The organism is Vitreoscilla sp. C1, assembly GCF_002951955.2.
In the GTDB taxonomy this organism is placed as follows: domain Bacteria; phylum Pseudomonadota; class Gammaproteobacteria; order Burkholderiales; family Neisseriaceae; genus Vitreoscilla; species Vitreoscilla stercoraria.
Genome location: NZ_CP019644.2, coordinates 480,807 through 506,846 on the forward strand (window position 1 = coordinate 480,807; position 26,040 = coordinate 506,846).

30 protein-coding genes and 1 tRNA gene are annotated in these 26,040 nt (G+C 44.8%); 5 read left to right on the forward strand and 26 right to left on the reverse strand.

Going from position 1 to position 26,040, the window contains the following annotated elements:
- Positions 1-107 precede the first annotated feature (107 nt).
- Together ADP71_RS02345 and ADP71_RS02350 are read left to right on the forward strand one after the other, a co-directional pair.
- On the forward strand, positions 108-611 hold the full coding sequence (locus ADP71_RS02345; RefSeq protein WP_104931405.1) for a PAS domain-containing protein: 504 nt from the start codon (positions 108-110) through the stop codon (positions 609-611).
- A gap of 1 nt (position 612) precedes the next feature.
- Positions 613-1,380, forward strand: coding sequence for a phosphate/phosphite/phosphonate ABC transporter substrate-binding protein (locus ADP71_RS02350; RefSeq protein WP_171460862.1), 768 nt, complete (start codon positions 613-615; stop codon positions 1,378-1,380).
- 48 nt (positions 1,381-1,428) lie between these two features.
- On the opposite strand, the gene iscX is transcribed toward ADP71_RS02350, so the two are convergent.
- From iscX to surE, 16 genes are all read right to left on the reverse strand, one after another.
- The gene (iscX, locus tag ADP71_RS02355) at positions 1,429-1,623 is read right to left on the reverse strand and encodes a Fe-S cluster assembly protein IscX (protein WP_104931407.1); all 195 of its coding nucleotides are present in this window, start codon (positions 1,621-1,623) and stop codon (positions 1,429-1,431) included.
- Between the two features lie 28 nt (positions 1,624-1,651).
- A complete protein-coding gene (gene fdx, locus ADP71_RS02360; protein ID WP_019957356.1) occupies positions 1,652-1,990 on the reverse strand; it encodes an ISC system 2Fe-2S type ferredoxin in 339 nt (112 codons plus the stop codon).
- Positions 1,991-2,124: 134 nt separating this feature from the next.
- Entirely contained in the window at positions 2,125-3,975 is a 1,851-nt protein-coding gene (gene hscA / locus ADP71_RS02365; RefSeq protein WP_019957357.1) for a Fe-S protein assembly chaperone HscA, read from the reverse strand.
- A gap of 21 nt (positions 3,976-3,996) precedes the next feature.
- Entirely contained in the window at positions 3,997-4,497 is a 501-nt protein-coding gene (gene hscB / locus ADP71_RS02370; protein WP_019957358.1) for a Fe-S protein assembly co-chaperone HscB, read from the reverse strand.
- Between the two features lie 33 nt (positions 4,498-4,530).
- Positions 4,531-4,851, reverse strand: a complete 321-nt coding sequence (iscA, locus tag ADP71_RS02375; RefSeq protein ID WP_019957359.1) for an iron-sulfur cluster assembly protein IscA — start codon at positions 4,849-4,851, stop codon at positions 4,531-4,533.
- Positions 4,852-4,938: 87 nt separating this feature from the next.
- On the reverse strand, positions 4,939-5,322 hold the full coding sequence (gene iscU, locus ADP71_RS02380; RefSeq protein WP_019957360.1) for a Fe-S cluster assembly scaffold IscU: 384 nt from the start codon (positions 5,320-5,322) through the stop codon (positions 4,939-4,941).
- Between the two features lie 47 nt (positions 5,323-5,369).
- Positions 5,370-6,584, reverse strand: coding sequence for an IscS subfamily cysteine desulfurase (locus ADP71_RS02385; RefSeq protein ID WP_019957361.1), 1,215 nt, complete (start codon positions 6,582-6,584; stop codon positions 5,370-5,372).
- Positions 6,585-6,595: 11 nt separating this feature from the next.
- Positions 6,596-7,045, reverse strand: a complete 450-nt coding sequence (locus ADP71_RS02390) for an Rrf2 family transcriptional regulator (RefSeq protein ID WP_019957362.1) — start codon at positions 7,043-7,045, stop codon at positions 6,596-6,598.
- A gap of 93 nt (positions 7,046-7,138) precedes the next feature.
- Entirely contained in the window at positions 7,139-7,981 is an 843-nt protein-coding gene (gene serB, locus ADP71_RS02395) for a phosphoserine phosphatase SerB (protein ID WP_019957363.1), read from the reverse strand.
- 22 nt (positions 7,982-8,003) lie between these two features.
- Positions 8,004-8,399, reverse strand: coding sequence for a DUF6970 domain-containing protein (locus ADP71_RS02400; RefSeq protein WP_104931408.1), 396 nt, complete (start codon positions 8,397-8,399; stop codon positions 8,004-8,006).
- Positions 8,396-8,875: a glutathione peroxidase gene (locus tag ADP71_RS02405; RefSeq protein ID WP_019957365.1), complete on the reverse strand. Its 480-nt coding sequence runs from the start codon at positions 8,873-8,875 to the stop codon at positions 8,396-8,398. The genes ADP71_RS02400 and ADP71_RS02405 overlap by 4 nt, the downstream gene beginning before the upstream one ends.
- 209 nt (positions 8,876-9,084) lie before the next feature.
- Complete coding sequence (gene dcd, locus ADP71_RS02410) at positions 9,085-9,651, reverse strand: dCTP deaminase (protein WP_019957366.1); 567 nt, start codon at positions 9,649-9,651, stop codon at positions 9,085-9,087.
- Between the two features lie 10 nt (positions 9,652-9,661).
- Positions 9,662-10,564: a recombination-associated protein RdgC gene (locus tag ADP71_RS02415; RefSeq protein WP_019957367.1), complete on the reverse strand. Its 903-nt coding sequence runs from the start codon at positions 10,562-10,564 to the stop codon at positions 9,662-9,664.
- Between the two features lie 99 nt (positions 10,565-10,663).
- Complete coding sequence (locus tag ADP71_RS02420) at positions 10,664-11,635, reverse strand: peptidoglycan DD-metalloendopeptidase family protein (RefSeq protein WP_019957368.1); 972 nt, start codon at positions 11,633-11,635, stop codon at positions 10,664-10,666.
- 116 nt (positions 11,636-11,751) lie between these two features.
- The gene (locus ADP71_RS02425) at positions 11,752-12,438 is read right to left on the reverse strand and encodes a protein-L-isoaspartate(D-aspartate) O-methyltransferase (protein ID WP_019957369.1); all 687 of its coding nucleotides are present in this window, start codon (positions 12,436-12,438) and stop codon (positions 11,752-11,754) included.
- On the reverse strand, positions 12,426-13,178 hold the full coding sequence (gene surE, locus ADP71_RS02430; RefSeq protein ID WP_019957370.1) for a 5'/3'-nucleotidase SurE: 753 nt from the start codon (positions 13,176-13,178) through the stop codon (positions 12,426-12,428). The genes ADP71_RS02425 and surE overlap by 13 nt, the downstream gene beginning before the upstream one ends.
- A gap of 115 nt (positions 13,179-13,293) precedes the next feature.
- Here surE and ADP71_RS02435 point away from each other — a divergent pair.
- Positions 13,294-13,370 (forward strand) — tRNA-Glu (locus ADP71_RS02435).
- A 177-nt stretch (positions 13,371-13,547) separates the two neighbouring features.
- Here the strand turns inward: ADP71_RS02435 and ADP71_RS02440 are convergent.
- The 8 genes from ADP71_RS02440 to ADP71_RS02475 form a co-directional block, all read right to left on the reverse strand.
- Positions 13,548-14,876 (reverse strand): GAF domain-containing sensor histidine kinase, encoded by a 1,329-nt coding sequence (locus ADP71_RS02440; RefSeq protein WP_171460863.1) that lies wholly within the window; start codon positions 14,874-14,876, stop codon positions 13,548-13,550.
- A gap of 345 nt (positions 14,877-15,221) precedes the next feature.
- A complete protein-coding gene (locus tag ADP71_RS02445; protein WP_019957372.1) occupies positions 15,222-15,623 on the reverse strand; it encodes a heme-binding protein in 402 nt (133 codons plus the stop codon).
- A 55-nt stretch (positions 15,624-15,678) separates the two neighbouring features.
- A complete protein-coding gene (locus ADP71_RS02450; RefSeq protein WP_019957373.1) occupies positions 15,679-16,098 on the reverse strand; it encodes a hypothetical protein in 420 nt (139 codons plus the stop codon).
- Positions 16,099-17,328, reverse strand: a complete 1,230-nt coding sequence (glcF, locus tag ADP71_RS02455; RefSeq protein ID WP_019957374.1) for a glycolate oxidase subunit GlcF — start codon at positions 17,326-17,328, stop codon at positions 16,099-16,101.
- Between the two features lie 42 nt (positions 17,329-17,370).
- Positions 17,371-18,447 carry a glycolate oxidase subunit GlcE gene (gene glcE / locus ADP71_RS02460; RefSeq protein WP_019957375.1) on the reverse strand — a complete coding sequence of 359 codons (1,077 nt, stop codon included), beginning with the start codon at positions 18,445-18,447 and terminating at the stop codon, positions 17,371-17,373.
- Positions 18,448-18,468: 21 nt separating this feature from the next.
- The gene (locus ADP71_RS02465; protein WP_081619524.1) at positions 18,469-19,959 is read right to left on the reverse strand and encodes an FAD-linked oxidase C-terminal domain-containing protein; all 1,491 of its coding nucleotides are present in this window, start codon (positions 19,957-19,959) and stop codon (positions 18,469-18,471) included.
- A gap of 49 nt (positions 19,960-20,008) precedes the next feature.
- Positions 20,009-20,767, reverse strand: coding sequence for a metallophosphoesterase family protein (locus ADP71_RS02470; protein WP_104931412.1), 759 nt, complete (start codon positions 20,765-20,767; stop codon positions 20,009-20,011).
- Between the two features lie 163 nt (positions 20,768-20,930).
- A complete protein-coding gene (locus ADP71_RS02475; protein WP_019957378.1) occupies positions 20,931-21,878 on the reverse strand; it encodes an alpha/beta hydrolase in 948 nt (315 codons plus the stop codon).
- A gap of 322 nt (positions 21,879-22,200) precedes the next feature.
- On the opposite strand from ADP71_RS02475, the gene tkt reads away from it, so the two are divergent.
- Both tkt and ADP71_RS02485 read left to right on the forward strand, forming a co-directional pair.
- A complete protein-coding gene (gene tkt, locus ADP71_RS02480; protein ID WP_104931413.1) occupies positions 22,201-24,183 on the forward strand; it encodes a transketolase in 1,983 nt (660 codons plus the stop codon).
- A gap of 142 nt (positions 24,184-24,325) precedes the next feature.
- Entirely contained in the window at positions 24,326-24,757 is a 432-nt protein-coding gene (locus ADP71_RS02485; protein WP_158667073.1) for a PD-(D/E)XK nuclease family protein, read from the forward strand.
- Here ADP71_RS02485 and ADP71_RS02490 read toward each other — a convergent pair.
- Together ADP71_RS02490 and ADP71_RS02495 are read right to left on the reverse strand one after the other, a co-directional pair.
- Positions 24,729-25,571 carry an IS3 family transposase gene (locus ADP71_RS02490; protein WP_104931415.1) on the reverse strand — a complete coding sequence of 281 codons (843 nt, stop codon included), beginning with the start codon at positions 25,569-25,571 and terminating at the stop codon, positions 24,729-24,731. The two genes, ADP71_RS02485 and ADP71_RS02490, sit on opposite strands and share 29 nt — an antisense overlap.
- Positions 25,547-25,861: a transposase gene (locus ADP71_RS02495; RefSeq protein ID WP_104931416.1), complete on the reverse strand. Its 315-nt coding sequence runs from the start codon at positions 25,859-25,861 to the stop codon at positions 25,547-25,549. The genes ADP71_RS02490 and ADP71_RS02495 overlap by 25 nt, the downstream gene beginning before the upstream one ends.
- Positions 25,862-26,040: the final 179 nt, after the last annotated feature.

Sequence of the window (26,040 nt, forward strand, 5' to 3'; positions counted from 1 at the left end):
TTGTGGAAAATGTTATTTAAATTATTGATAAAATTGTAATAATACTTTCATTGAGTATTTTTAGCATATTTACAGAAAATTATTCTAATAAGCAAAAGGAAAATGTCATGAACAACTATTTGTGGCAAGACATGTCTTTAGATGATGTGGTTGCAGATTCTCATCCTTATGAATATGTTCATCAGTTTTCTAATGGTCAGAAAAGAAAACTATGGGTTTTAGATGAGGAAGTGCCGTATCCTGATGGCCGGATGATTGTTTCTAGAACAGATTTGAATGGGGTGATTACCCATGCCAACCAAGCTTTTGTTGATATTTCTGCTTATGAGCGAGAAGAGTTAATTGGTGCGCCGCAATGCATTTTACGTCATCCAGATATTCCAAATAGTGTGTTTAGTCAGATGTGGCAAACGATTCAAAGTGGTCAATCGTGGTTTGGTTATGTGAAAAATTTGCGTAAAGATGGTCGTTATTATTGGGTTTATGCTTCGGTCAATCCCAATTATCGTGATGGTAAAATCGTTGCCTATACTTCGGTTCGACGCAAACCTGCGCGGGCTAAAATTTTAGAAATGGAAACATTCATTAGTCAATATACAAAGGTGTCTTGAAATGAGTGACATTCATTTGCGTTTTGCGATTGCTCCCGATGTACATCCAGATTATTTATCAGGTTGGCATATTTTTTTGCGTTATTTGCAAAAACAACTACAAGTACGTTTGAATATTACAACGTATGAAAATTTTGGACAATTGCGCCAAGGCTTAGAAAACGATGCTTTGGACTTGGTATTTGCCAGTGCTGCCGATTGTAGTTTTTTAGTACAGCAAAAGCATTTTCAAGTGGTGGCGAGACCTGAAAATGATGTCACCGAAGTGATGGTATTGTGTCGAGAAGATGCGCCATGGCAAAGTATGGACGATATGCATGATGAGTATCATGCGATTGCTTGTGTTGATAGTCCAGAAGTGCAGCAATTGGGTTTGATTTTATTAGAATGTGCAGACATTGATGCCGATCACATTGACATGCAAACAGCGCAAAATCATTTGCAAGCCGTCAAATATTTGATGAATGGTACGGTGGATTTGGCTTTTGTGCCAACAGATGTGTATCACTCTTGGAGTGCTACTTTGCGCAAATCAGTACGCCCATTGGTGCAAACGATGAAAGACGATGTTGAGGTATTAAGCCATGTGTTGTTGTTATCACCTCAATATCCGACTGTATTAGAACCGTTGAAGAATATTTTGAATGATTTGAATGGCAATACCTATCAAGGCATGTTGCAAGATATTAATATTAGAAAATGGCGTATTTTAAACGACAACAGCGACATTGATTTTTTAATCGATTTGGTCGACACTTTGCAAATTTGAGTATTGAGAATAATGAAAATAAAAAAACGTGCCATTGGGCACGTTTTTTTATTCGGCTTCGTCTATCCAAGCTTGTTGAATCGCTTCTAAGATTTTTTCACCACAACGATCGGGATCATCGTTAAAATCAGGCAAATCCAAAACCAATTGACGCAATTGGGTAAAGCGGATGGTTTGGGGGTCGATGTCATCGTGAGTGTCAGCCAAATCTTCGGCAATGCGTAAGGTGTCAGTCCATTTCATGGTGGGTTCCTTATTTTACAGGACGCTGTTAGTGTTCACGTGCATGGTTAATGGTGTATTTTGGCAATTCTACCACCAAATCTTTGTCCGCTACTTTGGCTTGGCAGCTCAAGCGTGACAAAGAGGTCAAGCCCCAAGCTTGGTCTAACAAATCTTCTTCCAAGTCCGTCGCTTCTTCTAAGCTGTTAAAACCTTCACGTACCACCACATGGCAAGTGGTACATGCGCATGATTTTTCACAAGCATGGTCGATGTCAACATGGTGTTGTAACAACACGTCACAAATGGTTTGACCTTGTTCGGCGTTATTGATTTGTGCGCCTTCAGGGCACAAGACAGGATGAGGTAATACCGTGATTTTGGGCATGTGGTTTCCTAATGGTGGAACAAGCAGCGGATTCTTGTTCTTAATTCAGCAATTTGGTGTTACAGGACGCTGTATAAGCGACCTGTAACCTGTTTTTTAGTTGTATGGTGTATCAATATTGGCGTATGAATGGTTTAAATATCGGCAATATTGTGACCGGTTAACGCACGTTGGATGTTGCGGTCCATGCGTGCTGCTGCAAAAGCATCGGTGGCATGATTTAAGTGTTCAATTTTGGCACGAATGCTGGCAGCATCGCCTGATTCGGTTTCAGTGCGCAAAGCTTGCATCACAGCATCGACATCGGCACGCTCTTGTTCATTCAACAAATCACCATCGCTCTCCAAAGCCACGCCCACTGCAGTCAAAATGCTTTCTGCTTCCACCAAGGCTTCTTGACGGGCACGACTGGTCATGTCTTCAGCGGCAAATTTCATGGAATCTTTCAACATTTGCATGATGGTTGTATCGTCCAAGCCGTAAGAGGGCTTCACTTCGACAGCGGCCTGTACGCCTGTGGTTTGTTCTTGCGCTGACACGGACAATAAACCATCGGCATCCACTTGGAAGGTCACACGAATGCGTGCAGCACCTGCCACCATCGGTGGAATGCCACGCAAGGTAAAACGTGCCAAAGAGCGGCAATCGCTGACCAATTCACGCTCGCCTTGCACCACATGAATCATCATCGCATTTTGACCGTCTTTGAATGTGGTGAATTCTTGTGCCATTGCCGTTGGAATGGTGGAGTTGCGTGGAATCACTTTTTCCACCAAACCGCCATAGGTTTCCAAACCCAAAGACAAAGGTGTTACATCCAATAACAGCCATTCGTCATCGGCTTTGTTGCCTGCCAAAACATTGGCTTGAATTGCCGCGCCCAAAGCCACGACTTCATCGGGATTCAAATTGTTCAATGGCGCTTGACCAAAAAAGTCTGCCACCGCTTGTTGTACATGCGGCATGCGCGTTGAGCCACCGACCATAATAATGCCGTTGATATCGCTCTTATGGACATCTGCATCACGCAAAGCCTGTTTCACAGGCTCGATGGTTTGTGCGACCAAGTCTTGAGTTAAGGCATGGAAATGTTCGCGAGCAAGCGTTGCTTGCACTTCGTGACCATCACTCAATACGGCACGCAAAGTGGCGGTTTCGCTGTCGGTCAATTCTTGTTTGGCTGCACGAATCAAGCTTAACAATAATTGAGCGTCTTGTTCGGCTAAATCATTCAAGTCTTTTTGTTCTAATAACCAAGTGTACAAGCGGTGGTCAAAATCATCACCGCCCAAAGCGCTGTTGCCGCCTGTTGCCAAAACTTGGAACAAGCCTTGCTCTAAGCGCAAAATCGACACATCAAACGTACCGCCACCCAAATCAAACACCACAAACGTGCCTTCAGAACGGTTGTCCAAACCATAAGCAATCGCAGCTGCCGTTGGTTCGTTCAACAAACGCAATACGTTCAAACCAGCTAGCTTGGCAGCGTCTTTGGTCGCTTGGCGTTGGGCATCGTCAAAATAAGCAGGAACAGTAATGACCGCACCCGTTAAAGCACCGCCCAAACTTTCTTCAGCACGTTGTTTTAACGCTTTGAGGATTTCGGAAGACACTTCAATCGGTGTTTTCAAGCCTTGACGGGTTTCCAATTCGATGATTTTGTTATTGTCAGTGAAGCGATAAGCCCATTGAGTAGGGTCTAAATCACCCACTTGGCGACCAATCAAACGTTTGGCGGAACTGATGGTGTTCAATGGGTCAATTTTTTGTGCTTTGAGTGCGCCATAACCTACTTCAATGTCTTCACCATAACGCACCACCGATGGTACTGTGCTGCGACCAAATGAATCAGGTAAACAGTTGGCGCTGCCACTTTTCACCGTTGCCACCAAACTGTTGGTGGTACCCAAATCGATACCCACTGCCAAACGGTGTTGGTGGGGCGCTGCTGACATGCCTGGTTCGGCGATTTGTAGTAAAGCCATGAGTTGTGTTCTGTTCTTTAGTTAAGGTAAGGCTTGTTTGATTTGTTGTAGTAATTTGCTGATAAAGCGGCCTTCACGCACATGTGCGGCGGCTTGTTGCCATTGTTCTTGGGCAAAATCGTTTAACAAGTCTTGTTGCAAAGTTTGATAAGCTTGGTTGATGTCTTTTTGCAGTGCCAATAAAGCGGCTTCATTGCCTTGAGCATCGTCCAAATCTTCACGCCATTGCATTTGTTGCATTAAAAACTCGGGTGCAAATTGCGTATGTTCAGGCGCATCGGCATGGATGCCTTGTTCTTTGAGCAAATATGCCGCACGATCCAAAGGGGACTTCAACACGCGATAGGCTTCGTTGATGGTTGCCGATAACATCACCGCTTGTTTCTGTTCAAATGCGGACAAATGTGCGGTTTTATCTGGATGGTATTGGGTGGAAAGGCGGCGGTATGTTTGCTCTAATACTTGCGTATCTAAAGGATAGCTTTTGTCCAAAGCAAACATTTTAAAATAATCTATGGCCATACAAAGCGTCCTGTAAACACACTCAAACACGTTTTAAACGTGGAAACTCTCACCACAACCACATTCGTCTTTGACGTTGGGATTGTTGAATTTGAAGCCTTCTTGTAAGCCTTCTTTGGTGTAATCCAATTCGGTACCGTCTAAATAAGCGTGGCTTTTGGCATCGGTGATGACTTTGACGCCAAAACCTTCAAATACGATGTCATCTTCGGTGGTTTCATCGGCAAACTCTAAAGTATAAGCCATGCCTGAGCAGCCGCTGGTTTTCACACCCAAACGGATGCCAACGCCTTTACCACGGTTGTTCAAGAAGTTTTGGATGTGCGCTGCTGCGCTTTCGGTCAAGGTAATCATGGTGCATCCTTATGAGGTCTACCCATTTATATGGGTTACAGGACGCCTTTTAAGCGTCCTGTAAAAGGTCAAACTACCAAAATCAGCTTAGTTGCCGTTTTTGGTTTTATAGTCGCTGACTGCTGCTTTGATGGCGTCTTCTGCCAAGATAGAGCAGTGTACTTTTACAGGTGGCAAAGCCAACTCTTCGGCGATTTGGCTGTTTTTAATTGCCATCGCTTCGTCCAAAGTTTTGCCCTTGACCCACTCGGTAATCAAAGAAGAAGAAGCAATGGCAGAGCCACAACCGTAAGTTTTGAATTTAGCGTCTTCAATCACGCCCGCTTCGTTGACTTTGATTTGCAATTTCATCACGTCGCCACACGCAGGGGCACCAACCATACCTGTACCCACGCTGCCGTCGTTTTTGTCAAATGAACCCACATTGCGTGGATTTTCGTAGTGATCGATTACTTTATCGCTGTAAGCCATGATGGTATTCCTTTTACAGGACGGCTGATGCCGCCCAAATCAAATGATTAGTGTTCTGCCCATTGTACGGTAGACAAATCGATGCCTTCTTTGAACATTTCCCACAAAGGCGATAAATCGCGCAATTTGCCAATTTTTGATTTGATCAATTCAGCTGCGTATTCTACTTCTTCCATGGTGGTAAAGCGGCCGAAGCTGATGCGCAAAGAGCTGTGTGCCAATTCGTCGTTGCGGCCCAAAGCACGCAATACGTATGAAGGCTCTAAACTTGCAGAAGTACATGCAGAGCCACTTGAAACAGCCAATTCTTTGATGGCCATGATCAAGCTTTCGCCTTCTACATAGTTGAAGCTCACGTTCAAATTACCAACATAGCGTTGTTCTAAGTCACCGTTGATGTACACTTCTTCAACGTCTTTGATCAATTCCAAGAAGCGATTGCGCAGACCTAACAAACGTTCGTTTTCTGCAGCCATTTCTTCTTTGGCAATGCGGAATGCTTCGCCCATGCCGACGATTTGGTGTGAAGCCAAAGTGCCGCTGCGGAAACCACGTTCATGACCACCACCGTGCAATTGCGCTTCCAAACGAATACGAGGTTTGCGACGCACATACAAAGCGCCAATGCCTTTAGGGCCGTATATTTTGTGCGCTGACAAGCTGATCAAGTCTACCTTAACCGCATTCACATCGATTTCAATTTTACCGGCCGCTTGCGCTGCGTCCACATGGAACACAATGCCACGTTCGCGACAAATTTCACCGATGGCAGCGATGTCTTGAATCACGCCGATTTCGTTGTTAACCCACATCACAGACACCAAAATGGTATCGTCGCGCAAAGCCGCTTTGAAGACTTCCAAGTCAATCAAACCATTGTCTTGTACATCCAAGTAAGTCACTTCAAAACCTTGGCGTTCCAATTCACGCATCGTATCCAAAACCGCTTTGTGCTCGGTTTTAACAGTGATTAAATGTTTGCCTTTGTTTTGGTAAAAATGTGCCGCACCCTTGATAGCCAAGTTGTCAGATTCAGATGCACCTGAAGTAAAGATGATTTCTTTGCTGTCAGCATTCAACAAAGCTGCCACTTGCTCACGAGCGGTTTCTACAGCTTCTTCTGCAGCCCAACCAAAAGCATGGCTAGAGCTGGCAGGATTGCCATAGATTTCAGTCAAAAACGGAATCATTTTTTCAGCGACACGAGGATCCACACGGGTGGTGGCAGCGTTGTCTAAATAAACTGGAGTTTGAACAGCCATAATTTTTCTCTTTAACTAATGGTGGGTGCGTTAAAACGTACCGCATGTTCTTGAGGTGCGTGTTGTTGTTTGACCAAGTCATCCAAATGGATGTTGCTCAGGTAATTGTCTATGGTTTTGTTGAGGTTTTCCCATAAATGATGGGTCATACAGGGCGCCTCACCATGACAATTTCCCTTGCCACCACATTGAGTCGCATCCAAACCATCTTCGACTGCATTGACAATGCAAGCGATGCTGATGTCATTGGTAGTGCGGTTTAAAACATAACCGCCACCAGGACCCCGTATGGATTTGACCAATTGCGCGCGGCGCAACTTCACAAACAATTGTTCCAAATAAGCTAAGGAAATGTGTTGGCGTTCACTGATGGCAGTCAGGCTGACCGCATTGTCTTGACCATATAAGGCCAAGTCCAACATGGCTGAAACCGCAAACCGTCCTTTAGTGGTTAATCGCATACGTCTTTCCTGCTTGAATATGTATTAATTATCCTATTTCCGACTAAATTGGTCAACTATTATCAAGACCAATTTATGTGCTCATAGCAGATTTTAATCGTTGTTGAAGCAATGGTATATCGCATCCAATCCGCCAAAGTCGATACAAATATCTGCATGCTCACGGGTTTTGGGCTTGGCATGAATCGCCACACCGAAACCTGCGGCCTGTAACATTGGAATGTCATTGGCACCATCGCCCATGGCCAAAGTTTGACTTAGAGGAATGTTCAATTCATTGGCATATTGGTGCAACAAATCGGCTTTGGCTTGGGCATCAATGAGGCGTCCTGTAAGGTTGCCGGTTAATTTGCCATCGACAATTTCCAATTCATTGGCATAAGCGTATTCAAAACCCAAGCGTTTTTTGAGGTGTTCGGTAAAGAAGGTGAAGCCGCCTGAAACGAGCATGAATTTGACATCATGTTGTTTGCAATGAGCCAAGAAGGCTTCTGCACCACGATTCAATTGCAATACATGGTCGTAAACATAAGCCAATTCCATTTCAGGCAAGCCTTTGAGCAAAGCCACACGTTGACGCAAAGACGCTTCAAAATCCAATTCGCCACGCATAGAGCGCTCGGTAATGGCAGCTACTTGGTCTTTTAAGCCATTGCCTGCAGCGACTTCATCGATGCACTCGATGGTAATCAATGTGGAATCCATGTCGCTGACCACCAAGCCTAAATCAGTAAATTTGGCAGTGGTCGGCATGATAGCGGCATCAACTTGATGTTGCAGCAACCAGATTTTTTGATTTTCGGTGAGTTTGAAATCGGCGTTGACTGAAATTCGCCAAACGGATGATGGTGCCTGATTGTTAGGTGTGAAAGTGTCAGACCAAAATTGCCAATCCAATTGAGTCAGATTGGGGTGTTGCAAAACCAAAACCGCCATTGTTCGTCACCATAAAAAGGCATTATTTTGCCATATTCTGATGGGTATCAGCGGATTTTTTCGGCCAGATTTTGGTTTTTGATAAGGTTCTGATATCTATATTGCCGCATTGACCATCGCCTCGTCCTGTAAAACCACCATTGGGCGAGCAAATTTTTTGACCTTGGGCATTGTATAAAACACTGAAACGGTCACAACAACCGGGCACGGTCAGATAATATTTTTCTTGATAGTGTTCTAAAGTGTAAACGGCTTGGAGTAAGTGAGGTTCGGCTTCGGCTTGGGTGATTAGGTTGGTTAACCACGGTGCCGATGGCGTGGTGGTTTCAGATTTTTGAATACTCAAACAAGCGGTCAGCAGTAATACGCAGCTTAAAGCTAGGCTGACCATGATACCAATTTGATTCTCTGTTTTCATTTCAACACTTTTTCAATTGCCGTGACCATACTCATTGGATTGCGCCAAGTGGCAACACGTTCCACAACTTCGCCGGAACGATTGATTAAAAATTTGGTGAAATTCCATTTGATGGATGAAGTGCCTAAGAAGCCTGTTTGGGCTTGTTTTAAGTCTTGCCATAAAGGGTGGGTGTGAGGGCCGTTGACATCGATTTTTTCAGTCATCAAAAAAGGAATGTGATAGCGGCTTTCACAAAACTGCGCAATTTCGTTCGCAGAGCCAGGTTCTTGCTGGCGAAATTGATTGCATGGGCAACCTATAATGACCAAACCTTGGTGGGCGTATTGATGATGCAATTGTACTAATTGCGTTAATTGTGGGGTGAAGCCACATTCGCTGGCAGAATTGAAAATTAAAATGGCGTGGTTTTGATAATCTGTTAAAGATATAGGATGGCCAGATAGGTCATTTATGAAATGAGAATAAATATTCATGCGTATATTTAGCCCAAAAAAATACGCTGTACGGCAAGGGGACAGCCTGTACAGCGTTTGAATATCAATTCAAAATAAGGGAATAATGCAAAATATCCAGGAGGAAACATTTGCAAGTAATATTCTACCCATTTTTTTTTAAAAAAACACTATTAAATCGCAAACTTGCGTAAAAATGTTTTTTAAATTCAGCTTTAAAGTCAATTGCTTTAGGCTTTTGGTAAAGTTACCCCAGTTTGACCCATATATTTACCATTTCTATCTTTATAAGATACGTCACAGTCTTCATCACTTTCGAAGAATAAGACTTGTGCAACCCCTTCATTTGCATAAATTTTTGCAGGTAATGGCGTGGTGTTGGAAAATTCCAAAGTCACATAGCCTTCCCATTCAGGCTCAAATGGTGTCACATTGACAATAATGCCACAGCGAGCGTAAGTTGATTTGCCCAAACACACTGTTAATACGTTGCGTGGAATGCGGAAGTATTCTACTGTGCGCGCCAAAGCAAATGAGTTTGGCGGAATGATGCAATAATCGTCTTCCACTTCCACAAAATTGCGTGGGTCGAAGTTTTTAGGGTCGACAATGGTGGAATTGATGTTGGTGAAAATCTTGAATTCACGCGCACAACGGATGTCATAGCCGTAGCTAGAAGTGCCGTAAGAGATGATTTTCTCACCATCACGGTGTTTGATTTGATTCGGTTCAAATGGCGAAATCATGCCATGTTCTTCGCTCATGCGGCGAATCCATTTATCGGATTTGATGCTCATATATAGTCTTTCAGGCCGCTTGTAAGCCACCTAAGTGGTCGATTAATTCATGTACCAACAGGCTCAAGTTTTGGGTCATAATGAGTTGGGTTGCGCTCATCAAACTTTCGGGATCGTCGCCTTGGTTGGCAGCCTCTTCTTGTAACATGTCCAAATATTGGATGCGCTTCAAGCTCAAGTCTTCATTCAAGACAAAACGGATTTGTTCGTTCCAAATCAAGCCTAATTGGGTGCAGATTTTACCATGTTCTAGGTGTTGTTTGACTTCTTCTGTGTCTAATGCTTGTTTGCTAATTTTAATCACTGGCACAATATCGCCTGTGCCTTTGAGTTCGCAGTCGGTGTCTAGCTCAAAATTGCCCGCCGCTTCCCCTTGCATAAGCCAAGCGGTCATTAAGCTGCTAGGCGATTCTTGTGTGCGGGGCAATGAGGCTGGCAAACCGCCCAAAGCTTGGCGCAATTGGCTGACAAAATTCTCAGATTTATTGGGATTGCTTTGATTGACCAACAACAACTGGCTTTGTAAATCCATCACCGCTTCGGTATAGCGTGAACGTACAAATGCGCGAGGCAACAAATCATCGGTGATTTGTTCTTTTAATTGCATTTTTTCTTTGCGCCCGATAATGCGGCCTTCGGTGGCTTGCAATTCAGCCAATTTCTCATCTAAAAATTCACGCACCACCGTAGTTGGCAACACTTTGTCTTCTTGGCGCAAAGAAAAACGCCATGTGTCTTGAAAATTGAAAATCAATTCTTCGCGAAATGGCACTGCGCGCGCAAAGCCTTCGCTTTTCCAATCCAAACCTTGGCAAGGCTGGAATGCTGCGGCAGACAATTTGTCATGCCAAGCTTCAAAATCGGTTTTTAAGTCTTGTGCTAAGGCGAACACGCTGATTTGTTTGAACCACATAATAGGCAGACCTCAAATAAAAATATCGCACCAAGTGCGATACGGTATTCAAAAAAGGGAATCAAGCGTCCTGTAAAAGTTTACAGGACGCTTTGAATATTAATTTGGAATGTATTCCAATGGATTCACAGGTTTACCGTTTTGGCGCACTTCAAAGTGTAATTTGTAACGGTCGGTGTGTGAATTGCCCATGTGAGCGATGGTTTGACCACGTTTGACAGTGTCGTTTTCTTTCACCAACAATTTTTGGTTGTGACCATAAGCGGTTAAGAAAGTAGAGTTGTGTTGCACAATCAACAAATTGCCATAACCGCGCAAATCGCTGCCACTGTAAACCACTTTGCCATCGGCAGCGGCAACCACGTTTTGACCTGCGTTACCTGCAATATCAACGCCTTTGTTCACAGTGGTGAATTGGGTAATGATGTTACCTTGGGTTGGACGCATCCATGTAATACCGTTGACACTGCGAGTCCCATTGGCCGTTGTGCTGGTCGATTGGCTTGGAACTGCGCTGGTCGTGTTGGTTACTGGAGGTGTAACCACGGGTGGTGGCGTGTAAGTAGGTTGGGTGACAACTGGCTGAGTAATCGGTTGTGTCACGGTTTGTGTGGCGTTTGACGCCACATAGTCAGTCGGTTTGACACGCAAGCGTGAGCCTAAACGGATGTTGTTGTCAGCCAAATTGTTCCATAAGCGCAATTGGTCTTGGGTAATGCCATAGCGTTTGGTGATGTTGTAAACAGTATCGCCTGCAGTGACTGTATGCGAGACAGCGTTGACATCCACAGGGGTGTAATTACCCACATAAGCATTACCGCTGCCTGTATTGGCAGGCGGAGTATAAGGTGTCGTATTGACAGTGGTGTTGCCATAAGGGTTATCAATCGGTGCGGTGCCATAAGGATTGTTATCGGGCAAAGTGGTGGTCACCACATTGCCTTGGGTCAGGCTGCCACTATGGGTACCGTCTTGCACGGTGGCAGCAGGTTGAGTCCAATTTTGGCACGCGGCCATGCTCAAAATGGTTGCAGTCAGCAAACCTGTTTTCAAAAGCTTTGATTGTTGCATCTGTGAGTAACCCTTATTTTTATGTGTGAAATCCATGTTAGCCCCATATGATGGTAGGGCATTTTGAGCGAAACTGCCAGTTTATGACACTATTTTACATATATTATTTGCATGTCTTAAAAATCAGCATCTTGCTCATTAATCAGAGGTACAAAATTGGCTTCTTGTACGCATGTTTCATGAAAACCGTAGGGCGTTTTTTCAATTAACCATAAGTATTGCACGCCATCTGGTTCTTCTAATGGTAAAACCATTCTGCCACCAATAGCCAATTGTTGTAATAGTGCTAAAGGCATGTTGGGAGCTGCAGCTGTCACAATAATACGATCAAATGGCGCTTCGGAAGGCAGACCCAAATAACCATCATCATAAGCCAAGCGCACCAAGCTTGCACCCACACTGCGCAATTGTTTTTTGGCCAATTGATGTAGTTCAAAAATGCGTTCTATGGAAAAAACACGATTGCCATAAATGGCGTGCAAAATGGCGGTTTGATAACCGCAACCTGTGCCAATTTCCAACACTTTTTCATCACCGCTCACTCCAGCACCAATCAATAATTGGGTCATGATGCCGACAGTATAAGGCTGAGAAATGGTTTGCCCCAATCCTATGGGCAAAGCGGTTTCATCATAGGCGCGTGAACGCAAAGCCTCTTCCACAAACAAATGGCGCGGCGTGCGTGACAAAGCATGTAAGACATCGGGTTGATGCACGCCCATGTGTTGTAGGCGATGCACCATGCGTTCACGTCGCCAATCAAAGCCTTGCCAATGACCGCTACGAGAGACTAAAGACTCCATTGGCGAATGGCTTCTTGCACTTGTGGCATTTGATTGTAAGCAGTCAAATCAATAGAAAGAGGCGTCACGGTAATATAGCCTTCGGCAGTGGCTGCAAAGTCGGTACCGCTGTCGCAGTCTTGTGCTTCGCCAGGTAAACCGATCCAATATACAGGCTGACCACGAGGATTTTCAGCAGGGACTATGCTTTGCATGTGATGGCGACGACCTAAGCGAGCGACTTTGAAGCCTTTGAGCTCTTCTGGTTCGACTTTGGGGATGTTAATACTCCATAAAATCGGTGCTTTGGGTGGGTTTTGGCTGAAATATTTGGCCACTTCCCATGCTACTTTTGCTGCCGTATGAAAATAACGTTCGGTTTTGTCGTGCAATGAAAAAGCCACCGCAGGAATGCCCAATAAATACGCTTCGGTTGCCGCAGCAACAGTGCCTGAATATAAAGTATCATCGCCCATATTGGCACCATGGTTAATGCCTGAAAAAACCATATCAGGCACAAAATCAGGCATGGCATGTAAACCCAAATGAACACAATCAGTAGGAGTGCCATTGACATAGTAAAAGCCATTGTCAGCTTGGCGTATCGTCAATGGGCGGTCTAAAGTGAGTGAATTGCTGACAGCGCTGCGATCGCGATCGGGTGCCACAACGCGCACATTGGCAAATTCTGAGGTGACACGAGCCAAGGTACGAATGCCCTCAGCCAAATAGCCATCATCATTGCAAATTAAAATATTCATTTGGGTTCCCCTATTTTCGGCACATATTGTACCTTTTTTTTGCAATAATGGTAGGAGGCTTATGGTTTGACAGTTGCAAATGTTTGGTTTATCTTCTTGGCTTATTCTAACAATCGCGCCCATCGTCTAGCTGGCCAAGGACACCACTTCTTCAAAGTGGCAACCGGGGTTCGAATCCCTGTGGGCGTGCCACCCAATACCACAGATTGTGATGCTTCCACTCTCAATAGTAGTATCGTTTCTGTCTGCACAATACAGATTCAAACATGAATGGTTAGATATGCCCATACAATTGAATCTTAAGTGTTTGCATAAAAAAATAAGCGTCCTGTAAGTTACAGGACGCTTATTTTGATTGTGAATGAATATTTATTCTATGTGTGAGGCATCAATAGGTAGCTCGACAATAAAGCGTGCCCCTTGTCCAATGTCGCTTTCCACCCAAACTTTGCCTTGATGTGCCTGTACAATTTCTTTGACAATGTGCAATCCCAATCCCAAACCGGGTTTTTTACTGTTAGGAGACACCACCCGTTCATAGCGTTGAAACACTTTTTCATGGTCACATGCGGCAATGCCATTGCCTTGGTCTTGCACCTCTAATCTAGCCACACCATCTTGCAAGCTTAAATGAATATTGACAGGGTGGTTGTCGCCATATTTCAAAGCATTGGTAATCAAATTGGTGCACACTTGTTCAATTTTAAATTGATCCCAATAACCCATCATTTCTGCCTCTGAATGCAAATTCAACGAGGTTTTGGCCTCTTTGACCAAAGGCTGTAAACGGTCACTGACATCGTGTAACACTTCAGTCAAATTGAAATAATGGCAACGCAATTGTAGTTTGCCTTCTGCCACATTGCTTAAATCCAACATTTGGCGAACTGCCGCAATGACTTTATCAATGCGTGTGGCATGGTTGTCTAAGAGGGTTAAAATATCTTCTTGTGATAATTCGCCTTCTTGTAACATTTCCTTATTAATCTCGGTTTGCATTTTCAACAAAGCCAACGGCGAGCTTAATTCATGCGATGCAATAGACAAAAACTCATCTCGCATATGAATGGATTTGGTCAATTCTTCATTTAATAGACGTGCTTGTTCGGCTTTGATCAATTCTTCTTGTTCAATTAATTTGCGCTCAATGGCAATACCCGCAATGTGTGAGGTGACTTCAATTTGATATAAATTGGTAGAAGCAGGGTCTACATGTTTTTTGTGATACATCGCAAACGTTCCCAGCACTTCGCCCGTAGACGAAAAAATAGGCTGAGAACGGCATGATTGCAAATCGTTGCTCAATGCCCAATCACGCCATGGTGCTTGCCAACGGTCATCGTTTTCAATGTCGCTGACCAAAACGGGTTCATGCAAATGAGAAGCCATGCAACAAGGTCCCATATAGGGCGGCAAAATAGAAACGCCAGTTTCCTCTTCACAATAGTTTTTTTCGTACTCAACACGCACACCGGCCTTAAAGGTTTTTTGTACATTGTCTACCAACAAAATAGAGCAAAAAGTGCCTTCATATTGCTCTTCTACAATAGAAACCAAGCGGTGTAATACTTGGAATAAAGGTGCGCGTTTGGCCAATAACTCTAAGACTTCTTTTTGTCCAGATAACAATGCATCTGCTTTCAAAACGGATTGAATGATTTGGTTGTATTCAGGATAGCGGGCTAGAGAATTTGGCATGGCATCTACTCTTAATCAAGTGAGGTCACAGTGGCTCTATTATGCGCAAAAAATTTGGCTCGCAGTAATCTTTTTGCCAGTGATATCATGATAATAATTTTAATTTAATCGTGATATTGGTAAGGAAATTGCTTGTAATAATACTTGTTTGAAGAAAAATTATATTGCTTAATTTTTGTTAATTGTCATATTTGACAGAACGATGTTTCGATAGATATAAAATTCAAAATAGATATTATACTCGGTTTGTGATGAAGGTAAAGTATCTGTACCGAGAGTGAATGGCAAAACAGCAGATGGATTTAATCTCCATCTGCTGTTGGTATGGCTATTTTTAATACGATATTAACCGATGGCGGCAACGGCTACTTTGGCTACTTCTGCATCCAATTCTTTTGCCAAGCCTGATACGCCCACAGCACCAATCACTTGACCATCTACCACAACAGGCACACCACCTTCTAACAAACCTTGTAGCGGTGCTGATACAAATGCGGTACGACCACCGTTAATCATGTCTTCATAACCTTTGGTTTCGCGGCGACCTAAAGCGGCACTTTTGGCTTTTTCCAAAGCAATGTGTGCAGCCACAGGTGCGCAACCGTCTAAGCGGCTAAAACCCAACAAATGACCGCCATCATCCACAATTGCAACAGCGACTTGCCAATTGTTTTCATGGGCTTTGGCAGTGGCAGCTTGCAACATGGCTTGGATTTCTTGTTCGCCTAAGATAGATTTGGTTTGCATCAAATAGTCCTTTGTTTCTATGTGTTGAAAACTGACAAATATGACAGTTTTGGTATTAAGGCTGCGCTTCGCTGGCGATAGGGCCAGACGCATATTCAGCAGCCAGTTTTTGTTGTATTTGTTCTGAGCAAGACAACACCAATGGGCGCGTCAAATCTAACATTTGCTCAGGTGTTTGCTTGGATAAAGCGGTTAATTGGGTGTTGTCGTTGTTTTGTACCAAATTGAAAGAAATACATTCACAGATGCCTTTAGCAGCTTGATAGTCACGTTCGGTAGCAGGTTGTGGACGTTGTTCAAAATTTTGAATAAAGCCGTTGTAACAAGCTTGATTGAAATCATCGCTAAACTGCTGTTTGTATGTTTCATCGTTTTTAGGCGCATCAGGAATGGTGACTGTTGATTGTTCAAAACAAGCCGCCAAACCCAAACACATACCACTGATTAACACAACACGTCCCAATAATGCTTTCATTTATCCACCCAATTGTTGGTCTAAGTATTCAATCCAATGCATGACAGGAATATCGGTACCGCTACCGATGTGGGCGATACAGCCGATATTGCCTGAAAGCACCGCTTGAGGTTTGAGGGCTTCTAAATTGTTGACTTTGTTTTGGCGCAAACGCTCTGACAATTCAGGCTGTAAGAACGAATACGTACCCGCAGAGCCACAACACAAGTGGCTGTCTTTAGGCAACAACACAGGAAAACCCAAACCCGCTAACAAGGATTCTACCTTACCGCCTAACTTTTGACCGTGTTGCAATGAGCAAGGCGGGTGGTATGCCAAAGTTTGTTGCGTCGGAGCCTGAGTGAAGAGGGTTTGCAAACGCTCGGTTTCGCCAATCAACACTTCGACAATGTCTTTGGCCAATTCGCTAACTCGTTGTGCTTTGGCGGCATAACGCGCATCGCTTTGCAAATGAAAACCGTATTCTTTGACGGTTGAACCGCAACCTGAAGCATTGATTAAAATCGCCTCTGCGCCCGCTTCAATGGCAGGCCACCAAGCATCAATATTACGGCGCATGTCGTTCAAACCATCATCATGCATTTGATTGTGCAAATGAATCGCACCACAACAGCCCGCTGAACTTGGACGCAATAATTCCAAACCCAATTTGTCTAAAACGCGCAAGGTGGCGTGGTTGATATTCGGTGACATAGAAGGTTGTACACAGCCTTCTAACATCAACATTTTGCGTGTGTGTGTTTGGGTTGGAACGGCTTTTAATGGCTTTTGAGCCAACACTTTGCTTTGTAATTTTTTTGGTAAAAAGCCGCGCACCGATTGACCCATCGTATAAGCACTGTGGAACAATTTCGGTGAGGTGGTTAATTTGAACAAGGCTTGGCGTTTGAATTTATCTGCACCTGTGCGTGGCAATTGTTTGTCGACCACTTCGCGCCCGATTTCAATCAATTTGCCGTATTCCACGCCTGACGGGCATGTGGTTTCACAGCTGCGGCAAGTTAAGCAGCGGTCTAAATGCATTTGCACAGTCGGAGTGGCGGGTGTGCCTTCTAAAACTTGTTTGATTTGGTAAATACGGCCACGAGGACCGTCCAATTCGTCTTGTAACAATTGGTAAGTCGGGCAAGTGGCGGTACAAAAACCGCAGTGAACGCATTTGCGCAAAATCGATTCGGCGATTTTGCCTTGTTCGGTGTCTTTGATGAAATCGGCTAAAGTGGTTTGCATGGGGTGTTCTCTTCGGTTTTATTCTTTTACAGGACGCTGGATTCAGTATTCAGGGTAAATTCTGCCAATATTGAACACATGATTGGGATCAAAAGCATCTTTCAAACGTTTTTGTATCGCCAAATGTGCGGCAGAAACTGGCGTGAATACCGGCACACCTGCTTGATGGCCTTTGAATACGGTGGCATTGCCGCCATGGCGTTCGGTCAAATCACGCACAGTTTGCGCACTCGTTTGAGTCCGAATCCAACGCAAGCCGCCGCCCCATTCGATGATTTGCTCGCCACCCAAATCAAAAAACGGTGCCGTATCAGGTACAGCGATGCGCCATAAGGTTTGGTTTTCAGGACGCTCGCTGAAAAATGGCAAATGCTGCTCGCGCAAATCTGCCCACAATGGCGTGGCTTGCTCTGCGTCTATTAAGCGGCCTGAAAGGGTTTTGATAGCTGCATCTACTGCCGCTCGTGCACCGCTCAAACGCACATACAACATGCCGTCTTGCCACAAAGTGCCTGCCAATGGCAAAGGTTTGCCCATCCAACCATTCATTTGCGCCAAAGCGGTTTTGGCATCGTATTCAAAACAAATGGTTTGTGTGGCCATAGGGCGAGGCAAGACTTTCAACGACACTTCGGTAATCAAGCCCAAAGTACCCATAGAACCAGTTAATAAGCGTGAAACGTCATAGCCTGCGACGTTTTTCATCACTTGACCGCCAAACTCTAAATGTTCGCCTTTGCCGTTGATGAGTTTGGTGCCTAAAATAAAATCACGCACCGCGCCTGCATGTGCGCGTCGTGGACCCGATAAACCTGCTGCCACACAGCCGCCGATGGTGGCGTGTTTGCCAAAATGTGGTGGTTCAAACGCGAGCATTTGCCCTTTTTCAGCCAAAGCCGCTTCAATGTCTTGCAAAGGCGTGCCACAACGGGCGGTAATCACCAATTCAGGCGCATCGTATTCGACGATACCGCAATAAGCGTGGGTATCTAAAATATGGTCGGTGGCCACTTGCTCACCATAAAACGCTTTGGTGCCGCCGCCTTGTATGGTCAGTTGGGTGCCTGTTTGAGCGGCCTGTAAAATGTGTTCTTGTAATAAATGTAATTCGTTTCGCATGTTTTGAGGCTTTCAGGACGCTTAGAAGCGGCTTAATTCAGAATGAGGCAAGGTTTCGCCACGACGCACCACCAATTTGCCATATTCGGCACAGCGGTTTTTGGTCGGAATGGCTTTGTCAAAATTGAGCAAGCCTGTCGGATCGAAGGCATATTTCACGCTCCAAAACGCATCGCGTTCTTGTTCGGTGTATTGCACACACATTGAATTGATTTTCTCAATGCCCACGCCATGCTCGCCTGTGACGGTGCCGCCCAAACGCACACATTCTTCCAAAATATCCGCACCAAATGCTTCCGCGCGCAACCATTCTTCATGGTCTTGGCCATTGAACAATACCAATGGGTGCATGTTGCCATCGCCTGCATGAAACACGTTGATGCAGCGCAATTGGTATTTTTGTTCCATTTCTTCAATCGAGCGCAACAAATTACCAATGGAGCGGCGAGGAATGGTGCCATCCATACAGTAGTAATCAGGCGATAAGCGTCCTGCGGCAGGGAAGGCATTTTTGCGACCCGACCAAAACACCAAACGCTCAATTTCATTGCGGGAGACTTGGATGCGAGTGGCACCACAACCATTCAAAACCTCTTCCATATGCGCAATTTCTTCGGCCACTTCTTCAGGCGTACCATCAGATTCGCACAATAAAATTGCTTTGGCATTGGTGTCATAACCTGCGTGTAAAAAGTCTTCGACCGCTTGCGTGGCAGGACCGTCCATCATTTCCAAGCCAGCTGGAATAATCCCTGCCGCAATCACCGCCGCTACCGCATCGCCTGCTTTGCCCATGTCGTCAAACGATGCCATGATTACTTGCGCCAATTGTGGCTTTGGAACGAGTTTCACGACCACTTCAGTGGTCACGCAAAACATACCTTCCGAACCAATCAACACACCCAATAAATCCAAGCCGGGAGAATCAGGCGCGCGTGAACCGAATTCGATGATGTCGCCATCAATGGTGACCGCACGCACTTGCAAGACATTGTTCACTGTCAAACCGTATTTCAAACAATGCACGCCACCTGAGTTTTCCGCCACGTTGCCGCCAATGGTGCAGGCAATTTGGCTAGATGGGTCGGGTGCGTAATACAGTTGATAGGGTGCTGCTGCTTCGGAAATAGCCAAATTGCGCACACCCGGTTGCACCGTAGCAGTGCGAGACTGTAAATCAACGTCCAAAATACGGTTGAATTTCGCCATAGACAACACCACGCCATCGGGAATGGGCATGGCTGAGCCTGCCAAACCTGTTCCTGCGCCACGCGGCACCACAGGTAGATTTAACTGTTGACATGTTTTCAATACCTGCTGCACTTGTGCTTCGGTCTCAGGCAAAACCACTGCCAAAGGCACTTCGCGATAAGCTGCCAAACCATCACATTCATAAGGAATGACTTCTTCAGGTTTGGTCAATACATACATGTCTGACCAAAGAGTATGCAAGCGCTGTTGCAAACGCACGCGCTCGTCCTCACTTAAACGGTTTCTCTGAGTTGTTTCCATGGTTTTTTCAACCTTCTTTTAGTGAAATATTAAGGTGTTGCAAAAAGGGTCAGACAGATGACAAAACGCGCCCTGACTGCAGTGCATACGCCCAATCAAAGCGGTGCAAACTTTGTGCTTGTGCGGCGGCTTCGGCATGGTGATAAGCACACCAATATTGTTGCCATTGCCAAACACCATGGGCTTGGTGTTCCAAAATGCCATAGGCGGCATCAGGGCGGAAGGTTTGCATTTGGTGTGGCCATGGCAATGCGTCTTCGTAAGCGGGTAAACCCACGCTACCGGGATTGATAATGGTTTGACCATTATTCAAACGCACATGACGTGGAATGTGGCTGTGACCGCACAACAACACCGCTTCGGTTCGACAGGCCAAACGTTGCAGCAAAGTTTGGTCTGTCGCTAGCCTAGGTTGCCCCGATGAGACGTCTTCCAACCAATATTCTGTGTTACCAAGCGGCGTACCATGGCATGCAAACAACTCAGCCTGTGGCGAACATGTGTTTGGTAATGCACGCAACCATGCAATGGCTTGGGGCGATAATTCTTGCAACACAAATGCCATCGTCGCTGAGAGTGTTGGCGAATCCATGGCTTGTAAAATCTCGTCATCTTGGTTGCCTTTGATATGCCACACAGGTACAGAAGCGGCCTGTAAACATTCAAACGTCGCTTGTGGTGCCAACGGACCATATAAAACATCGCCCAATTGCACGATGGCATCCACACCGTGTTTCGCAAGGTCTTGCAATACCGCTTCCAAAGCCCAAACATTGGCATGTATGTCTGAAATCACGGCATAACGCATGGCAAATCTCCTGTAAATGGCCAATATTTGCCCAAAAAATGGGTTGGCGACTTTACCAATTATATTCTTATGCCAATAAACATAAGGGTTTTATTGGTCTGACCAATTTTCAATACAAGCCAAGTTGACACAATAATGAATATTCAATCAAATGTGAATACTTTTAAGCGTTTGGTCTATTCAGAAAATTGCCAATGTGCATGTAAGTTTGTTCGCATTCTTCGGCACACAAATCTTCCAAATTCAAATAAGCATGAATCAAATCATCGTATTGAATGTGTTGTACCGTAATGTGTTGGTCACGAAGCTTTTGAGCATATGCCAAGCCCTCGTCACGCAAAGGGTCAAAACCTGCGGTGAAAATGAGTGTCGGTGGCGTTTGTGGATGGATGGGATTGTGCAAGGCTGACATATGGCAATAATCCTCGCCATTTTGAAAGTATTGCGCAAAATACCAACGCATGCGTTCTGCTGTTAAGAAATAACCTTGTCCTAAGGTTTGTACCGATTCTGAACCCATACAAAAATCAACCGATGGGTAAATCAAAATCTGAGCGTGGATGGCTTGCTGGCTATAATCCCAATTTCTGACCAAGTTGTTACACAAAGCACCACCTGCGCTGTCACCACCAATGCTCACTTGATTGATGTAGGCAATATTGCGCGTATCCAAAACCTCACGCCAATGCAATAAAGCATTTTTTGCATCGATTTGACCTGCTGGATAAGGGTTTTCAGGTGCCAAACGGTATTCAATCGCCATCACAATGTGTTGGGTGGTTTGAGCCAAACGGCGCAAAATCGGATCGTAAACCGTCACGCTGCCTACCGCACCGCCGCCGCCATGAAAATAAATCAAAACAGGCAATGCTTTTTCAGGACGCGGGTGAAAAATGCGCACAGGCACAGCATAAGGCTGCGTATTGAACGTGTCGTCCCACACGCCCGCACAATCGACAGTCTTGGTAACCAAAGTTTTGGTGACATTCGCCAAAGCTTCACGGGCATTGATGAGATTGGGTTTGAAACCGCTGGCAATCAATTTGGGGATGATTTTGTGGTTCAAAATGTCCAAATATGCCTGTATGGTAGGTTTGAGTGTTGCACTCATGACCGATCTCGTTTCTCGTTTTTGTAGACAAATATGATTTTATTTTGGAAATAGTCTAGCAAGAGTGTTTTCTTTTGTCTTGTTTTGGCGCAAATCACAGGGAATGTTTGCAAAAATGGAATAATTATTTTTAATTCATTCCATTTTTTGAGATGGTTTTAAGGTGTTTACAGGACGCTTGTTGTGAAGGTGTCATAATTTGAATCTAGGCTTAGATTGAATATTTAACATATGCATAAAATGCAATCAATGTGACGGCAAAGGCAAGTATCAGGTAAAATATGTGCCCATCGCTTAACCTCACCAAATAAGGTTTATCATTATGGCTTCTCAATTGGCAAACGCCATTCGTTTTTTGTCAGCAGATGCAGTTCAACAAGCAAACTCAGGTCACCCAGGCGCACCTATGGGCATGGCGGACATGGCTGAAGTGTTGTGGAATCAATTTTTGCGTCACAACCCAAACAATCCAAAATTCGCTAACCGTGACCGTTTCGTGTTGTCAAACGGACATGCGTCGATGTTGATTTATTCTTTGTTGCATTTGTCTGGCTACAACGTTTCTATTGATGATTTGAAAAACTTCCGCCAATGGCACAGCAAAACCCCAGGCCATCCTGAATACGGTTACACCGATGGTGTGGAAACCACCACAGGTCCTTTGGGTCAAGGTATTGCCAATGCGGTGGGCATGGCGTTGGCAGAACAATTGTTGGCCAAAGAATTCAACCGCGAAGGCTTTCCGATTGTCGATCATTACACTTATGTATTCTTGGGTGATGGTTGCTTGATGGAAGGCATTTCGCACGAAGTGGCGTCTTTGGCAGGCACTTTAGGTCTGGGAAAATTGGTTTGCTTGTACGACGACAACAACATTTCTATCGACGGCAAAATTGACAACTGGTTTAGCGAAAACGTACCACAACGCTTTGAGAGCTATGGCTGGCATGTGGTGGCAAATGTTGATGGTCATGATGCCAAAGCGGTGGCAGCAGCGATTGAAGAAGCTAAACAAAATAGCGACAAACCGTCAATGATTTGCTGCAAAACCTTGATTGGCAAGGGCGCAGCGAACAAAGAGGGCAGCCACAAAACGCATGGTGCACCTTTGGGTGCGGACGAAATCGAAGCCACACGCAAGGCTTTGGGTTGGAATTACGGCGCGTTTGAAGTGCCTGAAGAAGTGTACGCGGCTTGGAATGCCAAAGAGCGCGGTGAGGCTTTGGAAAGCGCGTGGAACGAGTTGTTCGCGTCTTACCAAGCACAATATCCAGAATTGGCAGCAGAATACTTGCGCCGTGAAAACGGCCAATTGCCTGAGAATTTTGATGCGCATATTCAGAACGCATTGGCTGAAATCTCTGGCAAAGCTGAAAAAATCGCCACTCGCAAAGCCAGCCAAAACGCGATTGAAGTGTTGGCGCAAGTGTTGCCTGAGTTGGTGGGTGGTTCTGCCGATTTGACACCATCGAATTTGACCGACTGGTCTAACTCTGTGTCGGTAACGCGCGACAACGGCGGTAACTACATTCATTACGGCGTGCGTGAGTTTGGCATGAGCGCCATCATGAATGGCATGAATTTGCACGGCGGTTTGCGTCCGTTTGGCGGCACGTTCTTGATGTTCAGTGAATACGCGCGCAATGCTTTGCGTATGGCAGCGTTGATGAAAACCAATACTTTGTTTGTGTACACGCACGACTCGATTGGTTTGGGCGAAGATGGCCCGACGCACCAACCGATTGAACAAATCGTCACTTTGCGCATGATTCCTAACATGAAAGTTTGGCGTCCTTGCGACACGGCCGAATCTTTGGTGGCTTGGTCTGAAGCGATGAAAGCGAAAACCAGCCCAGCTTGCTTGATTTTCAGCCGTCAAAACTTGCCGTTTGTGGCGCGTGACGAAGCGACTTTGGCGAACATTGCCAAAGGCGGTTATGTTATCAAAGCATCCGAAAGCGAAGCACAAGCGGTCATCATCGCGACGGGTTCGGAGGTTGAATTGGCATTGAACGCGCAAGCGGCTTTGGCACAAGAAGGCGTGAATGTGAACGTGGTGTCTATGCCATCGACCAATGTGTTTGATGCACAAGACAAAGCTTACCAACAATCTGTGTTGCCAAAAGGCTTGCCACGCGTGGCGGTTGAAGCGGGTGTGTCGGACTTCTGGCGCAAGTATGTTGGCTTGGACGGCGCGGTGGTTGGCATCGATCACTTCGGCGAATCTGCCCCTGCTGACATCTTGTTCAAAGAGTTTGGCTTTACCACGGAGAATGTGGTGGCGGCTGTTAAATCGGTCTTGTGATTTGATTATATGTGTTGCTAATAAATCAATAATATAGATATATAAATTATTTGATTTGAGTATTTTGAAAGCGTCCTGTAAGGTTTACAGGACGCTTTTTGATTGCACATCAAATAATAAATAGAATATAGGAATGTTTTGTGTGAATTTTGATCAGTTAATTTTTGATTTGAAAGGATTGCCTGCAACAACAGCCGCCCATGAAATCACGATGTTTGAAAGACTTGATGTCAATCGTTATGAAAACGTTAGTTCTAAAATGTTGGAATTTTTATTTCAAATTGATGAACAGCATGAGATTGGGAATTTAGCATTGCTTGCGTTGTTGGAAGAGGCAAAAATTCAATATGAACATATGCTAAAGGGTACAGAGGTTTTGTCTGAAGTTCATGCTAAATCAAGTCAACATGATAATTTAGGATTCATTGATTTGGTTGTGCATACATCTGAATTCAGTTTGATCATTGAAAATAAAGTCAGACATATATTGAATAATCCGATTGATGTCTATCAATTATGTAATGACCTAGCACTTTCTGCACAAGTCACAAGCTTAATCGATAGACTTCAGTAGGAGTTTTCATACCCAATGCCTGATGAGGTCTTCGTTCATTGTAAAACTGTATCCAATCGCTCAATACACGATTGGCATGTTGCAAACTCTCAAAGCGGTAGCGATGAACGCATTGCTCTTTAATGGTGCGAATCAATCTTTCCACCATGCCGTTTTGCTGTGGGCAATGCGGTGTGATGAATTCTTGCTGCAAACCATAACTGCTCACCAACGCAGTATATTTGCGACTGGTAAACACCAAACCATTGTCTGAACGCAATAAGAAACGTTCAGGCACCTTGCCCAAACAGCGAAAGCGGCTGATCAAAGCGTGTTCCAATGCACTCACAGCCGTACTGGCTTTACCAGTTTTGGAAAGTTGCCAGCCCAATAATTCACGGGTATGGCAATCCATTACCAAAGCCAGACTGAGCCAACCATCTTTACCACCCCAAACCCGACACAAATCTGTAGACCAACGTTGATTTGGCTCCTGTGCTTTGGATGGCACCGCTTGAATCCGAGGTCTGCGACCGACTGAGCGTTTACGTACTTGCCAACCTTTGAGCTGAAACACACGTTGGACAGTGTTTTTATTCATACTCAGCAAAGCAGCAACCGTCCTGTAACCAAATGATGGTTGTTCTTCAATCAATTGTTTAATCGGTTCTGAATAGCATTCTTTTACCACTGGCTGTTTGCGATGTGGTCGGTAATACACTGAACGACGAGCCACACCAAACCAAGCACACAAGCGGCTGATGCTGACGTGAACACCATCAGATGCAAACTGTTCATGCAAACGCCAAATCAGTTCTCGTCCCGCTCCAACCATTCCTCCAACTTTTTTCGCGCACGCAGCTCCAACATCGCTTCACCATAAGCGGCCTGTAATTGGTGAATTTGCTTTTCGTATTGCTGACGCACATCACGAGGTTTGGCTCGCAAAGCGTTTTCCATACCTTCTTTAGCTTGATCAACCCAGCTTTCCAATTCAGATGGCGTTAAATCAAATTGCCGAGAAGCTTCGGCTACCGTGGTCTTACCTTGGATGATTTCCAATACCAATGCACTCTTGCGTTTGGCACTCCAACGTTTGTTTTCATCACTCATTTGGCTACTCATTTTAGTATCTCCTAGATGGAATAATACCTGAGCAGAAATTTAGTGGGTCATTACAATTATTTGTAAAACAACAATACACTAAAAAAAATAGTTACAGTGGTAAAAACCATTTTATATTGATGGCGATTGATAAGCCTAAAAAAATTCCCAAAATTATGTATTTGTCAGTCATGAGAGTT

Excerpts from the sequence above, each read along its gene's own strand:
- ADP71_RS02475 (WP_019957378.1), bottom strand. The coding sequence starts at position 21,878 with ATGAGTGCAACACTCAAACCTACCATACAGGCATATTTGGACATTTTG.
- ADP71_RS02440 (WP_171460863.1), bottom strand. The coding sequence starts at position 14,876 with ATGCCAAATTCTCTAGCCCGCTATCCTGAATACAACCAAATCATTCAA.
- hscB (WP_019957358.1), bottom strand. The coding sequence starts at position 4,497 with ATGGCCATAGATTATTTTAAAATGTTTGCTTTGGACAAAAGCTATCCT.
- ADP71_RS02465 (WP_081619524.1), bottom strand. The coding sequence starts at position 19,959 with ATGGAAACAACTCAGAGAAACCGTTTAAGTGAGGACGAGCGCGTGCGT.
- iscU (WP_019957360.1), bottom strand. The coding sequence starts at position 5,322 with ATGGCTTACAGCGATAAAGTAATCGATCACTACGAAAATCCACGCAAT.
- ADP71_RS02420 (WP_019957368.1), bottom strand. The coding sequence starts at position 11,635 with ATGCAACAATCAAAGCTTTTGAAAACAGGTTTGCTGACTGCAACCATT.
- ADP71_RS02350 (WP_171460862.1), top strand. The coding sequence starts at position 613 with ATGAGTGACATTCATTTGCGTTTTGCGATTGCTCCCGATGTACATCCA.
- ADP71_RS02425 (WP_019957369.1), bottom strand. The coding sequence starts at position 12,438 with ATGGAGTCTTTAGTCTCTCGTAGCGGTCATTGGCAAGGCTTTGATTGG.
- ADP71_RS02490 (WP_104931415.1), bottom strand. The coding sequence starts at position 25,571 with ATGGTTGGAGCGGGACGAGAACTGATTTGGCGTTTGCATGAACAGTTT.
- tkt (WP_104931413.1), top strand. The coding sequence starts at position 22,201 with ATGGCTTCTCAATTGGCAAACGCCATTCGTTTTTTGTCAGCAGATGCA.
- ADP71_RS02385 (WP_019957361.1), bottom strand. The coding sequence starts at position 6,584 with ATGGCTGTTCAAACTCCAGTTTATTTAGACAACGCTGCCACCACCCGT.
- ADP71_RS02345 (WP_104931405.1), top strand. The coding sequence starts at position 108 with ATGAACAACTATTTGTGGCAAGACATGTCTTTAGATGATGTGGTTGCA.
- dcd (WP_019957366.1), bottom strand. The coding sequence starts at position 9,651 with ATGAGCATCAAATCCGATAAATGGATTCGCCGCATGAGCGAAGAACAT.
- iscA (WP_019957359.1), bottom strand. The coding sequence starts at position 4,851 with ATGATTACCTTGACCGAAAGCGCAGCAGCGCACATCCAAAACTTCTTG.
- ADP71_RS02470 (WP_104931412.1), bottom strand. The coding sequence starts at position 20,767 with ATGCGTTATGCCGTGATTTCAGACATACATGCCAATGTTTGGGCTTTG.
- serB (WP_019957363.1), bottom strand. The coding sequence starts at position 7,981 with ATGGCGGTTTTGGTTTTGCAACACCCCAATCTGACTCAATTGGATTGG.
- fdx (WP_019957356.1), bottom strand. The coding sequence starts at position 1,990 with ATGCCCAAAATCACGGTATTACCTCATCCTGTCTTGTGCCCTGAAGGC.
- ADP71_RS02405 (WP_019957365.1), bottom strand. The coding sequence starts at position 8,875 with ATGAATATTTATTCTCATTTCATAAATGACCTATCTGGCCATCCTATA.
- surE (WP_019957370.1), bottom strand. The coding sequence starts at position 13,178 with ATGAATATTTTAATTTGCAATGATGATGGCTATTTGGCTGAGGGCATT.
- ADP71_RS02390 (WP_019957362.1), bottom strand. The coding sequence starts at position 7,045 with ATGCGATTAACCACTAAAGGACGGTTTGCGGTTTCAGCCATGTTGGAC.
- iscX (WP_104931407.1), bottom strand. The coding sequence starts at position 1,623 with ATGAAATGGACTGACACCTTACGCATTGCCGAAGATTTGGCTGACACT.
- ADP71_RS02450 (WP_019957373.1), bottom strand. The coding sequence starts at position 16,098 with ATGAAAGCATTATTGGGACGTGTTGTGTTAATCAGTGGTATGTGTTTG.
- ADP71_RS02415 (WP_019957367.1), bottom strand. The coding sequence starts at position 10,564 with ATGTGGTTCAAACAAATCAGCGTGTTCGCCTTAGCACAAGACTTAAAA.
- ADP71_RS02445 (WP_019957372.1), bottom strand. The coding sequence starts at position 15,623 with ATGCAAACCAAATCTATCTTAGGCGAACAAGAAATCCAAGCCATGTTG.
- ADP71_RS02400 (WP_104931408.1), bottom strand. The coding sequence starts at position 8,399 with ATGAAAACAGAGAATCAAATTGGTATCATGGTCAGCCTAGCTTTAAGC.
- hscA (WP_019957357.1), bottom strand. The coding sequence starts at position 3,975 with ATGGCTTTACTACAAATCGCCGAACCAGGCATGTCAGCAGCGCCCCAC.
- glcF (WP_019957374.1), bottom strand. The coding sequence starts at position 17,328 with ATGCAAACCACTTTAGCCGATTTCATCAAAGACACCGAACAAGGCAAA.
- ADP71_RS02495 (WP_104931416.1), bottom strand. The coding sequence starts at position 25,861 with ATGAGTAGCCAAATGAGTGATGAAAACAAACGTTGGAGTGCCAAACGC.
- glcE (WP_019957375.1), bottom strand. The coding sequence starts at position 18,447 with ATGCGAAACGAATTACATTTATTACAAGAACACATTTTACAGGCCGCT.